Origin of the sequence: Streptomyces noursei (assembly GCF_016917755.1) — a bacterium.
GTDB classification, from domain to species: domain Bacteria; phylum Actinomycetota; class Actinomycetes; order Streptomycetales; family Streptomycetaceae; genus Streptomyces; species Streptomyces yunnanensis.
On sequence record NZ_CP070326.1, the window covers coordinates 5,453,184 to 5,465,997 of the forward strand.

Here is a 12,814-nt window from a genome sequence, read left to right on the forward strand (position 1 = left end):
TCTTACCAGCGGGCTAGGCAAAGGGGTGGGGCGGAACGTCCGCCGGGGTCATGTCGTCGGGCAACTGGGAGGCATGCGGGAGCGATCCACTGTGGAGCCGCGGCAGCCCCTCAAGACGGCGAGTGGCCTGCCCGAACGTCATCGGCACGCATCCGGGTACGAAGCTGCGCGTACAGACCAGTCCGCGCCAGCGCAGCTCCGGCGTGGTGACATCGGCCGCGTATGCGTGCGTGCCGGTGGCCTCGATCTGGGCCCGCACGTAGTCGAGATCCTTGTCGAGGGAGTCGAACTCCGGGGCTGCCGCGACCGCTGCCGCGAGAGGGAATGCGGGCCTGTCCGGTGCGGTCAGGAACGCGAACCACTCCCGGGACGTGGGCAGGGCGCCGAGCAGACTGTGGTCGTCCATCTCGACCAGCGAGTCGAAGTCCTCCGCGAGCCGCTGCCGGTGCGCCGGGTCGTTGTCGAACGCATGCCGCAAGGACGCCACGCGCGCGGACACCTCGAAGATGGCCGACTCGGCCGCCGCCCGCGGGTACAGGCTGGCCGCGGTCGACACGAGGGTGCAGGGACCCGAGTCCGCGTCGCGCTGGGCGAGTGCCAGCACGACCGGGATGTCGATGTCCAGCGTCGCCCAGAAGAGGCGGACGCGGAACCCGGTCACCACCTCGACGCGGTCCATCAGCTCCCTGATGGCGCCGTCGGCCGGCCCCAACACGAGTTCGGGCAGGAGCAGTTTGCGGTACCAGGTGAGCAGGAAAGCGTCCCGTTCCACGATCTCGAACAGTCCGTGCAGAGTCGCTTCCTCGTGACTCTGGCCCAGTGCGAAACCGTTCGACGTGTCGTAGAAGAACGGCTTCCGTGCTCCGGTGCGGCGCACCCACGAGAGCGCCACTTCCGGCAGGTACCGGGCAGGGCCGTCGCCGAGCGGCGTGACCGGGACCCATTCCACCGTTTCGGCCGCGTCCAAGGGCGACCAGAGAAAGCCGTCCCGGGCGTACTGGTCGGCGGAGTGGTATCCGAGGGTGCGGGGATCGATGCCCTGTGTCCCCAGCTCCGCGAGCGTGGCCTGCACGATGCCGTCGGCCGGCTGATGACAGAAGCCGGTGTGCCGCTCCAGGCCCTCCAGCACCGCGGTCGTCCTGCTCTTGGCGAAGCTCCGGGTGCGCCCGACCCCGGGCTCCAGCATGCCGTTGCCCAGTGGCAGGCCGACCTGCGCCTGGGGCAGCGGGCCGTCCAGATCGACGAGTGGCTCCCGGAACAACGAGTGCGGTCCCAGGTAGTCGGTCGTGAGCGTCGGCGGCAGCGGACGTCGGGCCCGGAGCGCCCCGTCGGACTTCTCCAGCAGCTCGGGTGCGGAGCCGAAGGCGATCGTGGTCGTGGCCGTCGCGGGCCGACGTGCCGGGCAGCCCGTTCTCGGAGGTACGTGTCCTTGTCGCACCGTGCCGCCGGCCCGGTCGACCGTGGCGAGCGTGCCGCCGGCGGAGGGCGCCCGGAGGAGCAGGGCCGCGAGTCGGGTGACGGTCGCGCGCAAGGCCGGACCGAGCTGCTGCCAGAGCGCGTGGCTGCGCGCGGCCCCCGCGGAATCGTTCCCGGACACCTCCTCGAACGGCAGCTCGGCGGAGTCCACATTCCTGCTGAGGAACCAAGCCAGGCACCGCGGGCAGCCGCCGTCGCGCTCGTGTGCCAGGTCGTAGACCAGGATGTGGACGCTGCCGCACCAGAACAACACCGCCAGGCCGCGCCCCGACCTGCTGCCGTCGGCGTGTACCCGGGTGGGGGCGGTCAGCGGCCCCAGGAGCACCTCCGCCGGCTCCGGTGCGCCGGCATTGGCCGACAGGGCGGAGATCAGGTCGGCGGCCGGTGGGGCGGCCTGCTGCTGGGCACTCATATGACCTCCACCAGTCGGACCTTGCCGCGCGCGAAGGGAACCGCTCGCGTGGTGACCTCGGCGCACTCCGGTCGGGCGATGTGCCGCCACACCTCCGGCCAGGTGAGGAAGTGCGGGTTGAGCGGAACCAGGGCGCCGGCGTCGTTGACCAGCCCGAGCAGCGCCATGGAGACCGCTTCCGCGTAACAGACGCCCGCGCCCTGCACGACCGGCTTGCCGGCGGTACGACCGGTGACCCGGTGGATGCCGTTCGGCAGCCGGGTACCGGTCCACTCCCATGGCCCCTCACCACGGCTGCGGACGACCGTCTGCCGGATGTACCGGCTGAATCCGGCGCACTCGCCGTGCCCCAGGTCGTCATCGGACAGGTGCACCCAGGCGGAAGGGTCCAAGGTCTGTGCCATCGACCACTTCAGCAGGGCGCGGTAGACCGCCTCGTCCAGCGACCATCCGGCGCCCACCGCGGGTGGCGCGAACATCTCCAGTGCGTTGAGCGCCGCCTGATAGATCGCTTCCCGGGGCGACAAGGTGGCGGTGGTGAGCTCATGGACCCGGCACTCGTCGGCAAGCCCGACGAGTGCCGTGGCCCTGGCCTGTCCGAAGGGGACCTGCGACAGCTCGCCGCCGTCCACGTAGCGGAAGGGGCCGACGAGTTCGTCGGTCCAGCTGCGCAGGGTGTCGACGATCCGCTCGTGGACGTCGTCCAGCCGGCTGTCGTCCTCGGGGCTGACGAGGTTTCTGCGGATCAGCACCTCGGCCGCGTCGTCGCGTGCACCACCGGTGACCGAAGGCACCACCGCCCGGTGGCACCGGCAACCCGCCGCCGACCACGCCGGATGGGTCTGCACCGTCGGCGGTTTCATGTCGAGAGGCATGGACGCCGCCGCTGCCGCGTGCGCGCCGAGTCCGGCGCTGCGCAGGTAGATCGCGTGGACCAGTGCCGCCGCGATGGCGTCGTCCGATGCCGTGGACGCGGTGGCGTCCGGAGCGGCCGGCGGTGCCGTGCGGCCGTATCGGCACAGGCACTCCCAGCAGCCGGTCGCCGTGTCGTCGGACCACAGGATCCAACGGCGCCCGCGGACCTCGCCCACGACGCCGTGCGGAACGCCGCGTTCGAGCAATGCGTCCTGCAGCCGCACGGTGCGCTCGTACGAGAGACCGTCCGCGTCGACGACGACCAGTCCGGCGTTCTCCCGCTGTGGCACCGGCTCCTCCGCCGCGACCGCGTGGAACTCGGTGCGCAGGCCGAACAGGGGTGCTGCGTCCAGGAGTTGGCGCAGCCGGTCGAGCCAGTCGGGGCGACCGTAGAGGTGGAGGGTGGTGGCGAGGAGGCGATCCAGTGCGCGCACCGGTTCGTCCGTCAGCTGCGAGAGGTACGGGATCAGCCACTCCGAGGCCGGCCCTTTGGCCGCGGCCTGTTGCGACATCGGCGCGTCCAGGACGGTCACGCACCGACGCGCCACCAACGCGTCGAGCACACGCGACACCGCTGGGCGCGACCCCGCCGGGAACTCGTCCACCAGTTCACGCCCGGTACGACTGCCGTCCGACCGGCCGAGCAGCGTCGAGACGACCTGGAAGGCGGACGCACCCCGCACGGTGAACGAAGAGGCGCCGACTCCGATCCATGCACCCTGCTTCGTCCGCAGCGTCGAGACATCGGGCCGGGCGAGAAAGACGCCCGTAGCCGATGCCGGACCCCCAGAGGACATCGAATCACTCACTTTCGTGGCGCAGCGATCAAGACGCCGGGTGGGCATAGGTGGCGGCAAGCAGCGGGTGCCTTGTCACACCGTCGCTCTGGATCAGGTTCCGGACGGCGGCGCCGATGAAGCCACCGAAGACGGTGCCGGCGAGCCGGTGGGACTGGCAGCGGAGATGGAAGTCGTAGAGAGCCATGGAGGCGCGTACCGCGCACAGGCGGAATCCGTGCGCTCCCGCCCACGAGTCCGCGGCGTCGAGATTCCCGCAGACGGTGACGATCCCGGCCGCTTCGGCGAACTCACGCTGCACACCGAGCAGTTCGGGATCTCCGATGGCCGAGGCCGGGGCGATGAACGACGCCTCCTGCGCGGTGACCCGGTACACCCCGGCCGGCTTGCCCGCGCTGCGCAGCGCGAAGACGAATGCCTCCAGCGGGCCCATGTCGTCGTCGAGCGCCCAGTCGCCGGCATCGCGTGACAACGCCTCGCGCACCCACCTCAGGATCAGGTCCGTGCGCACGGGTGCGTCCCCGTACTGCAGGGAGGACCGGCGCGCCTGCAGGGTGTCGTGCAGATCGAGGGGGTGACCGGAACCGGTTGCCCGCTCGTCGATGTCGACGGGCATGGCCTCCGCGAACGGCATCGGCGACCGGTTTGCCGCGAGGCCGTCGCTCGTGGGGGTCCGCTCGGCGAAGGCGTCGAGCAGCGGCTCCATCATGGAGGAGTCGGTTCGCATGGTTCAGCCCACCTCCATGACGGCTGTGATGGGTTCTTCGGCAGTGGAGAGGCCCAGGTACGCGCTCAGGGCGTGGTCGTCCCAGTCCGTGACCAGTGAGTAGGCCAGGTTCAGCCGGTCGGCGACCTTCCGGGCGGCGGACAGGGCGACGCCGCCGTCACAGAAGGAAATCCGAAGTCCGAACGTGCCGTACTTGGCACCCATCTTCTTGAGGTTGGCGGTGACGACCAGCAGCAGTGGCCGTTCGCCCGGTAGTGCCTTGCCGGTGAGCTGGGCGAGGTCGTGGTCCCGTTCGCGGTACGCGTACCCGCCCACGGGCAGTACGGACTCGTCGCGACTGACCAGGTAGGCCGTCGCGGAGCCGATGTTGCCGCCGGCCGCGGTCCACCGCTGCACCCAGCCGTCGGCCCGCTTGCGGATGCCGAAGGCGACCGCGAGCATCAGGGCGACCTCGGGTCGGCCGACGTCGGCGCGATCCGCCGTGGGCGACGGCGCTCCTGCCAGCCTCGACACGTCCGCTCCGGGCAGCGTCACCCGCGGGCAACTGGGCCAGTCGCGGAACTGCCACTGCAGGTTCATGTTCTTCGACTGGAAGTGGGCCAGATGCCCGTTGGTGTCCAGGAACTTGCGTACCGGCAGGGCGATCGACGCTTCGTAGACCGCACTGGGCGGCGGTGCGGACGCCGTGGTGCCCTTGCTGAAGGAGCAGGTGGGACACCCGGGGCGGGTGGCACTCGGCCGGTAGCGCGTCGACAGCGTGGTCAGGTCGATGACGCCGGCGTCGAGCGGCAGGTAGGTCCGGATCGCACGCGAGGAGAGCGCGAGGAGGTGGTGGGCGACGATGCCTGCGATGAGGTCGTGCGCCTGCTGCGGCGGGGTGTCCGGCAGATCGTCCCCCTCGTCGGCGACGCCGCACTCCAGGCACGGGGTGAACGCGGGGTCCACGTACGGGCCCAGGGTCATCGAGGTGCCGTCGGCACGCACGCGCAACAGGGACCGTCGCTCCAGCCAACATCGGTTCCGCAGTTCGGCGAGCTGGGGCCGGGACCGCCGGGTCTCGAAGAAGACGACGAGGGCGTCGTCGGTGAGCGGCAGTTCGTCGAGGTCTTCGACCACCTCGCACACGCCGTCCACAGAGCGTGCCGTGGCCTGTACCAGGACGCTGTCCCCCGCTAGATGAACGGTGGCGCGATCGAGCCGCGCCGCGGCGTCGGCCCAGGACGGGTTCACCCCGGTGGAGTTGCCGAGTCGGGACAGGAGGCAGGCGAGCTCGGGCGCCACCGCCGGAGTGTCGCCGGGCCGGGCGCCCTCCTCCAAGGCACCCGACGCCCAGAGCAGGGCCAAGGACTTGAGGACGACCGCCTCGTCGAGATCGACCGCGGCGGCGATGCCGGCATGCGTGGTGCTGCCGTCGCAGGCGGCGACCAGTCGGCCGAGGTCCTCGCGCGCGAACTTCCCGGTGAAGACCTGCCGCTTGTCCGCGCCGTCGAGCATCAGGGCGTCGTCGACCTGGCGGAGCCGAACGCCCCTGCGGAGGGCGGGGCGTTCCGGGACGGCGATCTGCTTGTCCCGGCCGGCGGCCCGTCCAAGGGTCTCGGCCTTCAGCTCAACACCCATCGATTGCGCTCCTTTCCCCATGACGAAGAGGTCGTGACCACTCAGACAAGACCCGCCAGCGCGTCGACGCCCGTGCGCCGATCGGCCCATCGGGCGCTGCACCGCGGACAGCGGTCCACGGCCACCGTCGACGCCGTCGACGTCACTCCCGTGACCAGGTCGAACTTCCGTACCGTGGCGCCGAGTCCGGCCGGGCCGCCGCGCAGCTCGGCCGTGGCCAGCGCCAGCAGACCGTGTGTGATCGCGAGGTGCATCCGGCCGAAGCCCTCGGGCAGGTCCCGGGTCGCCTCGGCCACCCGATCGGTCCGCGCGGGATCCTGGTGCTGCTCGGCGCGTCGCAGGTGGCAGGAGTAGCAGGCGGTGGCTCCGGGGATCACGGCCGGTCCGCACACGATCCTGGTGGGAAGCAGTTCGACCCCGACCGTCGGGACGCCCCGCTCGAACCCGAACCGGTCGAGCGCGTCCCGCAGTTCCTCGTCCCGCCCGGAGTACACGGCCACGACCATCGCGGCGCTCGACAGCCGGGCGTCGTCGGGGAGTTCACTGCCGGACACCCGGCTCCAGGCTGCCGGCCGGTACGCGTCGGCGTACTGCTCCCCGAAGGCGTCCCGCACCAGGTAAAGGCAATCCACCAACTGTTCGGACAACACGGGCTGTGTCTCCTGTCCACCGGCTACGCGGCCGGCTGCGGTTCCGGATTCAGCGACTCTTCGCCGTGGCTCTGGTGGCCCATCGCCGTCGGTGCGGTGTAGAGCCGGGGCGTGCCGAGGTAGCGCTCGCTGTGGATGAACGACAGGGGCACGGCCTCGGGCACCAGCACCTTGACGGCGTGCATGCCTACCTGCCGCGCCTCGTCGGTGGTGATGTCGACGACGAGCGTTTCGGCACCCCGCGCGGCCAGTTGGGAGACCGCGGTGGCCAGCGGGTCTGCCGCGGCGGACAGGTCGGGGAGCTCTTCGAGACGTCGTACGTCCCGCTCTCCTTCCAGCAGGTGCCGAAAGACGTGCCGCCGCTCGGCCGAGGCGTTGTACGCCGCCGAGCCGACCACGCTGACGGTCCCGTCCTCGGGGCGTCGCGCCGGCCGACGACCCATGCTGCCGCGCAGCGCCACACGTATGGAGGCGAGCTCGCGGTAGATCTTGCTCACGGCGCGCTGTGGATCGACGTCGCACGTCGCGCAGACGATCTGCGCCAGCTGCTCCTCGTGGGGTGAAAGCTGCACGGCATACACCACGGGGATACCGAAGTCGGTCGTCGCGTCGAAGAGCCGGACCTCAAGGTGACGTCCGGTCCCGGTCGTGTGGTGGGCGCGCACGGACGGCTCCAGGAGCTCCGGATCGACCGACAGTTGCGGCAACCGCAGGCGGTGCAGCCACGCGAGCGAGAGCGCATCGCGCTCCACGACCTCGAGCAGCCCGCCGAGTACCGCGCTGCGGATGTCGGAGTGAACGGCCGCTCCCGTGGTGATGCCCCGGGTGAAGCGTTCCGACGGTGAGTGCGGTGCCATGTGCAGGTAGACCGCGATGGCCGGCACGAGGACGGGGCACCCTCGGGTGAGCGACCAGGCCCGAACCCACCTGATCGGGACGGCCGGGTCGTACGGGACCAGACCGCAGTCGTCACGAGCGAACTCGTGCGCGGAACACCGGGGCCACCGGGTGGGCGAAACGAAGTCCTCGGTGAGTTCGGCCTCGGCGGCGACAGTGATGTCGTCGTCGTGCCAGGAGCAGATCGAGTACCGTTCGAGGGCCTCGGCGATCGAGATCAGCCTGGCCCGCTCGCCGGCCAGCGCGCTGCCGGCACCGTTGAGGTTCCCCGTGTCACCGTCGTTGCTCCAGCCCTGCATGCTGTGCAGGACCTTCGAGGGATTTCCGATGCTGGAAACGCGGACGGCGAAGTCCGGATCGCCGTCGGCCACCGGCAGAGCCGTGGTGCGGGATACGAGACCGTACGGAGAGACCAGAGAAGCTATTTGCTTTAACTCATGCTTACTGACGTCCACAGGCTCTCCCCCGTTGAGAATCCCAGACACCGACGGCTGACCGCCGTGGGCTGATCGTTACCGAAGCGGCCCGGGCTGTCAAGGAGTCCGCTAACGATCGATCATCTCAGTTACATACTGTCATTCTTGCTGGTTAGCACGCTTTTTCTCAGGGCGACGAGCTGGTGTGTCATCGCATGGCGGAAGTGCGTGACCTGCGGGTGTGGTGGTGCCATTGCGCTGGTCGTGGAAGGCGATGTGCAGCCCGATATCCGGTCCGCGGATCGGGAACCCGCGGCCGAACCGCTACAGGTGAGAGGGCGGTCGAATGGGGCCGCGCGTGGCGGAGTCGTCGAGGATAGGGAAGTGCGAACCTAGCCGATCACGACACTTTCTGGCACAGTCTGCTGGCACGAACCGAATCTGGCTGGTTCGCATGCCCTTCATGCTGCGTACCGGTGCGCGGAGCCCGCCGCGGCGGATAGGTTCCAGCCCGAGTGGGCGTGGGGCGGAATGACAGGGGGAGAACTACGTGACCGACGTGACCGTAGAGAACGAGCGGCTCCGCACACTGTGGAAGCAATACGCGCCCCGCTATGACCGTGACATGGTGCGTCTCGAACGCATGCTGCTCGATGACGGGCGTGCCTGGGTTTGCGGCCAGGTCAAAGGGGAAGTCCTCGAAGTCGCCATCGGCAGCGGCCGGAATCTGGAATTCTATCCGGCCGGGATATCGGTGACCGGGCTCGACCTGAGCCCGGAAATGCTGGACCTGGCTCGGAAGCATGCCGCCGCATTGGGCCGGGAGGTCGAGTTGCGGGAAGGTGAGGCCCACGCGATGCCGTTTCCGGACGGCTCGTTCGACACGGTCGTCTGCACGCTCGGGCTGTGCAGCGTGCCCGATCACCGGGCGGTGATCGCCGAGATGTACCGGGTGCTCCGTCCCGGGGGACGGTTGCTGTTGCTCGACCATGTGGGCAGCCACCATCGGTTGATCCTTCTCTGGCAACGCCTGCTGGAGAAGTCCATGCTGCGACAGTGTGGGGACCATCAGACCCGTAGGCCGTTTCCACTGGTCAAGCAGGCCGGATTCATCATCGAGCACCAGGAGCGGCGCAAGTTGGGGGTCGTCGAGCGGGTCGCCGCACGCAAGCCCGAGGCATAGCCGCCGCGCGGCGCTCCGTGTGGTTGACGGGCGTCAGGATCTCCCTGCGCCGCATGCCGCATTCCGGTCTTCGCGCTGCTCGACCGCCGACCTGACGGGCCGCCGACGATCCGGTTGGACACCCTGGCCGGGTGGCCGTGCTCGGGGATTTCACCGGCAACTTCGCGCCGTACACCGAGCCTTCCGCAGAACTGCGCAGCAGCGAGGATGTGCTCGCGCGCGATCGGCTCTACCAGGCAATGAACAAACGCGGCCTGCTGCGGAACGGCATCTCGAACCCGGTGTACACGATGAATGCGTCGATGCTCGGATTCCTCATCCGCGACCGATGTGACACGGCGGGCGCCGAGTTGGCCAGCGGTCGGAAGGCCGATTCCTCGGCGCACCTCGTCAAACAATCTCCTTTGAGGCCAAGACGAAGCCCTCGGCCAGCGCCCCGCGGGTGGCTTCGCAGGAGATCAGCGCGATATTCGCGGATTTACTTCCGAGCTTCCACAAGCGGATCCATACCCATGATCTAGCAAAGGATGGCGAAACATGACTTCCGTGGCCGACACCTGGGGAATTCACAAGGCGCAGTTCTGGCTACGTGGCCAGGCGCCGGAAGCCCCGGTGCGCTACGACGCGCAGGCCGGGATCTGGTGCGTCTACGGCTATCGGGAGGTCCAGCATGTCCTGGCCAACCCCGCGACGTTCTCCTCGAACACCCAGCGCGTCGTACCCCAGGACATGTTGGACGGCATGGACGAGTTCAGCGAGGGCAACCTCATTCAGATGGATGCGTTGGAGCACAAGAAGCTCCGCGGGCTGATCAGCCATGCCTTCACCCCGAAGGTGGTGGCCGATATGGAGCCACGCATCGCCGAGCTGACCCACGAGCTACTCGACGCTGTGGCCGACGGTGACCGGATGGAATTGGTCAACGACCTGGCGTATCCGCTTCCGGTCATCGTCATCGCCGAACTGCTCGGAGTGCCGGCCTCGGACCGGGACAAGTTCCGGGAATGGGGGACCGCGCTGATGGAGAGCACCCAGGAGTTCTCCTTCGTCGAGCGGAGCGAAACACAGCGGAAGCGGCTTCAGGACGCGATGCAGCAGGTTGCGAAACTCGGCGACTACCTGCGCGAACACGTGGAGGACCGCAGGAGGAATCCCCGCGAGGACCTGATCTCCAAGCTGGTCCAGGCCGAGGTGGACGGTGAACGCCTCAGCGACAACGAGGTGGTGAACTTCTCCAACGTGCTGCTGATCGCCGGGCACATCACCACCACGATGCTGCTGGGCAACTCGATCCTGTGCCTGGACACCCATCCGGAGTGGCTCGCCAGGGTTCGCGCGGACCGGAGCCTGATCCCCGCGGCGATCGAGGAAGCACTGCGGTATTACAGCCCGTTCGCGGGGACGGCGCGGGCCACCACGACCGAGGTCGAACTCGGCGGCGAGCGCATCCCCGCCGATTCCTTGGTGGTGACTTTTCTCGGCGTGGCGAACCGGGATCCGAAGCAGTTCACCGATCCGGACACCTTCGACCCGACGCGGGACCCGAACCCGCATCTGGCGTTCGGCCGTGGGGCACACTTCTGCATCGGCGCGCCACTGGCAAGGCTGGAAGGCAGGGTGGCGCTGAACATCCTGCTGGACCGCTTCCCCAACCTGCGGAGCGATCCGGACCGGCCGCCGCGGTTCCTTCCCAGCCTGAGCATGACCGGGGTCCGGGAACTGCCGCTGCTGTTCTGAGCAGGACGCCCCACAGGAGAAACCCCGACTCGGACCCTGTCCGGGCTGGGGTTTTGGGGTCGGCGGGCTTCAGGTGGCCAGTTGGGGGAGGACCTCGGCGCCGGGGAGTTGGGTCAGGAAGCGGCCGGGAAGGATGATCTTGCCGCGGCGGCGGCCGCTGCCGATGAGGACGTGGGGGGTGGTGGCGACCGCCTCGTCGATCAGGACGGGCCAGTCCGCCGGCAGGCCGAGCGGGGAGATGCCGCCGTATTCCATGCCGGTTTCCGCGACGGCGGTCTCCATGGGGGCGAAGCTGGCCTTGCGGGCGCCGAGGTGCTTGCGGACGGTCCTGTTGACGTCGACCCGGGTGGTCGCCAGCGCGACGCAGGCGGCGAAGGTGACGTTCTCGCCGCGCTTGGCGCTGACGATCACGCAGTTCGCGGAGAGCTCCGGCGGGACGTCGTAGCTCTCGCAGAAGACGGAGGTGTCGGCCTTCTCCGGGTCGGTGTCGACGACCAGCACCGACTCCACCGGCTCGGCTCCGGCCCAGGTGCGCAGCGCCGCGGCGGTGGGGTCCGCCACCAGTTCCGGATGGTCGACGGCTCGCCAGGCTGCTTCGAATCGGCCGAACGGCGTGGTCAGAGAGTTGATCATCGTCGCATGGTAGGGGAACGGCGGTCGCCCGAGGGGGCGTCGGGCGGGTGCCTGCGGGCGGTCCGCGGCCCGGTCGGGCGGTCCGCCGTGCTGTCCGGGGAGCGGGTGTGACCTGCGGATTCCTGGGTTCGGGCGGCGCGGTGTCGGGGTGGCGTCAGGGCTTCGGGGGGCGCTGTGGGCCCGGACGTTCGCGACGATGTCCCGCACCTTGTTGCGCAGTTCCTCGGAGAGAACGGCGTCACTCATCTTCCACCCCTTGCGGTTCAGGCGTTGCTGCCGCAGATCATGAAACCCGTGGCCACAATTCCCGGCAACACTCCGAAAGTGACATGGGATGTGTCCCGGTACCTACAGCCAGGACCCCGGATCCGCTCAACTCCCCTTTTCCAGAGCCTTGGTCGGGGTAGCGAGTGGGTTTCCTCCACCGCTCCTTCCATGCAGCTTTTATGTGCCTTCCATGCCGTTTCCATATTCCTTCGCACTGCCCTCTAGGCGCCTTTCACTTCAGGTCTATCGGGGTGGTGCACCATGCCCGGATGAGAGAATTCGGTCCGGCGACGCCCAGGGCGACGGTCGGTATCGCGGCCGCCGCGCGCTGGCTGCCCGACGGCAGTTCCCAGGTCGGTTCGGCAGTGGACAGCGGGCGGCTGAAGGCCCGTACGGCACGGGAATTGGGCCATGCGGCGCTGCCGGCCGCGGCGGACACCCCGGCCCCCGACATGGCCGTGCACGCCGCGCGTGCGGTACTGGACGCCACCGGGACCGACCCCGGCCGGCTCGACGTGCTCTGTCACGCGTGGATGTACTACCAGGGGCACGACCTGTGGTCGCCGCCGCACTACATCGCCGCGCGGCTCGGTGCCGCGCGCGCCCTGCCGGTCGGCGTCCAGCAGGTGTGCAACGGCGGGGCCACGGCCCTGGACCTGGCCGCCTCCTGGCTCCGCGACCGCCGGGCGGGGGCGGTGGACGGCGCCGTGGACGGAGCGGCGGACGGGGCCTCCTGGGGGCTCGTCACCACCGGTGACCGGTTCGCCGGGTCGGGCTTCGACCGCTGGGCCGGGGACTACGGCGTGGCCTACGGCGACGGCGGCACCGCCCTGCTACTCGCCGCGTGCGTGGCCGCGCCCCCGGTGGACTACGGCCGGGACACCGGCACCTGGGCGCGGGGGGCGCCGCGGCGGGCCTGGCCGACCTGATCGACGGCGCGGTGCTGGCGCCCGGCGAGGCGGCGCTCGTGCTCAGCGCGGGGGCCGGCTTCACCTGGTCGTGCCTGGTCGTCCAGGCTCCAGCGGCGTAGATGCGGACGTCCCCGCGCGCGCCGGCCCACGAGAAACCAGCGAATGAGCCACAGGAA

10 protein-coding genes are annotated in these 12,814 nt (G+C 69.6%); 3 read left to right on the forward strand and 7 right to left on the reverse strand.

What is annotated here, in order from left to right:
• Window positions 1-13: 13 nt before the first annotated feature.
• Genes JNO44_RS24125 through JNO44_RS24150 form a run of 6 tightly spaced genes read right to left on the reverse strand, consistent with a single transcriptional unit; the run spans window position 14 to window position 7,946 of the window.
• On the reverse strand, window positions 14-1,888 hold the full coding sequence (locus JNO44_RS24125) for a YcaO-like family protein (RefSeq protein WP_205366053.1): 1,875 nt from the start codon (window positions 1,886-1,888) through the stop codon (window positions 14-16).
• Window positions 1,885-3,600: a hypothetical protein gene (locus JNO44_RS24130; RefSeq protein WP_205366054.1), complete on the reverse strand. Its 1,716-nt coding sequence runs from the start codon at window positions 3,598-3,600 to the stop codon at window positions 1,885-1,887. The genes JNO44_RS24125 and JNO44_RS24130 overlap by 4 nt, the downstream gene beginning before the upstream one ends.
• A gap of 28 nt (window positions 3,601-3,628) precedes the next feature.
• Window positions 3,629-4,327 (reverse strand): tpaF, encoded by a 699-nt coding sequence (locus JNO44_RS24135; protein ID WP_205366055.1) that lies wholly within the window; start codon window positions 4,325-4,327, stop codon window positions 3,629-3,631.
• Between the two features lie 3 nt (window positions 4,328-4,330).
• Window positions 4,331-5,944, reverse strand: coding sequence for a tpaE (locus tag JNO44_RS24140; RefSeq protein ID WP_205366056.1), 1,614 nt, complete (start codon window positions 5,942-5,944; stop codon window positions 4,331-4,333).
• A gap of 41 nt (window positions 5,945-5,985) precedes the next feature.
• A complete protein-coding gene (locus tag JNO44_RS24145) occupies window positions 5,986-6,594 on the reverse strand; it encodes a cyclodehydratase (RefSeq protein WP_205366057.1) in 609 nt (202 codons plus the stop codon).
• Window positions 6,595-6,617: 23 nt separating this feature from the next.
• Window positions 6,618-7,946: a YcaO-like family protein gene (locus JNO44_RS24150; protein ID WP_235093977.1), complete on the reverse strand. Its 1,329-nt coding sequence runs from the start codon at window positions 7,944-7,946 to the stop codon at window positions 6,618-6,620.
• A gap of 511 nt (window positions 7,947-8,457) precedes the next feature.
• On the opposite strand from JNO44_RS24150, the gene JNO44_RS24155 reads away from it, so the two are divergent.
• Together JNO44_RS24155 and JNO44_RS24160 are read left to right on the forward strand one after the other, a co-directional pair.
• A complete protein-coding gene (locus JNO44_RS24155) occupies window positions 8,458-9,090 on the forward strand; it encodes a class I SAM-dependent methyltransferase (protein ID WP_205366058.1) in 633 nt (210 codons plus the stop codon).
• Window positions 9,091-9,627: 537 nt separating this feature from the next.
• Entirely contained in the window at window positions 9,628-10,827 is a 1,200-nt protein-coding gene (locus JNO44_RS24160) for a cytochrome P450 (protein ID WP_205366059.1), read from the forward strand.
• 69 nt (window positions 10,828-10,896) lie between these two features.
• Here JNO44_RS24160 and JNO44_RS24165 read toward each other — a convergent pair whose 3' ends face one another.
• The gene (locus JNO44_RS24165) at window positions 10,897-11,460 is read right to left on the reverse strand and encodes a YbaK/EbsC family protein (protein ID WP_205370381.1); all 564 of its coding nucleotides are present in this window, start codon (window positions 11,458-11,460) and stop codon (window positions 10,897-10,899) included.
• Window positions 11,461-11,996: 536 nt separating this feature from the next.
• Between JNO44_RS24165 and JNO44_RS24170 the strand changes: the two genes are divergently transcribed.
• Window positions 11,997-12,656: a beta-ketoacyl-[acyl-carrier-protein] synthase family protein gene (locus JNO44_RS24170; protein ID WP_205366060.1), complete on the forward strand. Its 660-nt coding sequence runs from the start codon at window positions 11,997-11,999 to the stop codon at window positions 12,654-12,656.
• The last annotated feature ends 158 nt before the right edge of the window (window positions 12,657-12,814 follow it).

What these genes read in the sequence shown, in the direction of transcription:
- JNO44_RS24125 (WP_205366053.1), bottom strand. Translation starts at nt 1,888, where the DNA reads ATGAGTGCCCAGCAGCAGGCCGCCCCACCGGCCGCCGACCTGATCTCC.
- JNO44_RS24130 (WP_205366054.1), bottom strand. Translation starts at nt 3,600, where the DNA reads ATGTCCTCTGGGGGTCCGGCATCGGCTACGGGCGTCTTTCTCGCCCGG.
- JNO44_RS24135 (WP_205366055.1), bottom strand. Translation starts at nt 4,327, where the DNA reads ATGCGAACCGACTCCTCCATGATGGAGCCGCTGCTCGACGCCTTCGCC.
- JNO44_RS24140 (WP_205366056.1), bottom strand. Translation starts at nt 5,944, where the DNA reads ATGGGTGTTGAGCTGAAGGCCGAGACCCTTGGACGGGCCGCCGGCCGG.
- JNO44_RS24160 (WP_205366059.1), top strand. Translation starts at nt 9,628, where the DNA reads ATGACTTCCGTGGCCGACACCTGGGGAATTCACAAGGCGCAGTTCTGG.
- JNO44_RS24165 (WP_205370381.1), bottom strand. Translation starts at nt 11,460, where the DNA reads ATGATCAACTCTCTGACCACGCCGTTCGGCCGATTCGAAGCAGCCTGG.
- JNO44_RS24170 (WP_205366060.1), top strand. Translation starts at nt 11,997, where the DNA reads ATGAGAGAATTCGGTCCGGCGACGCCCAGGGCGACGGTCGGTATCGCG.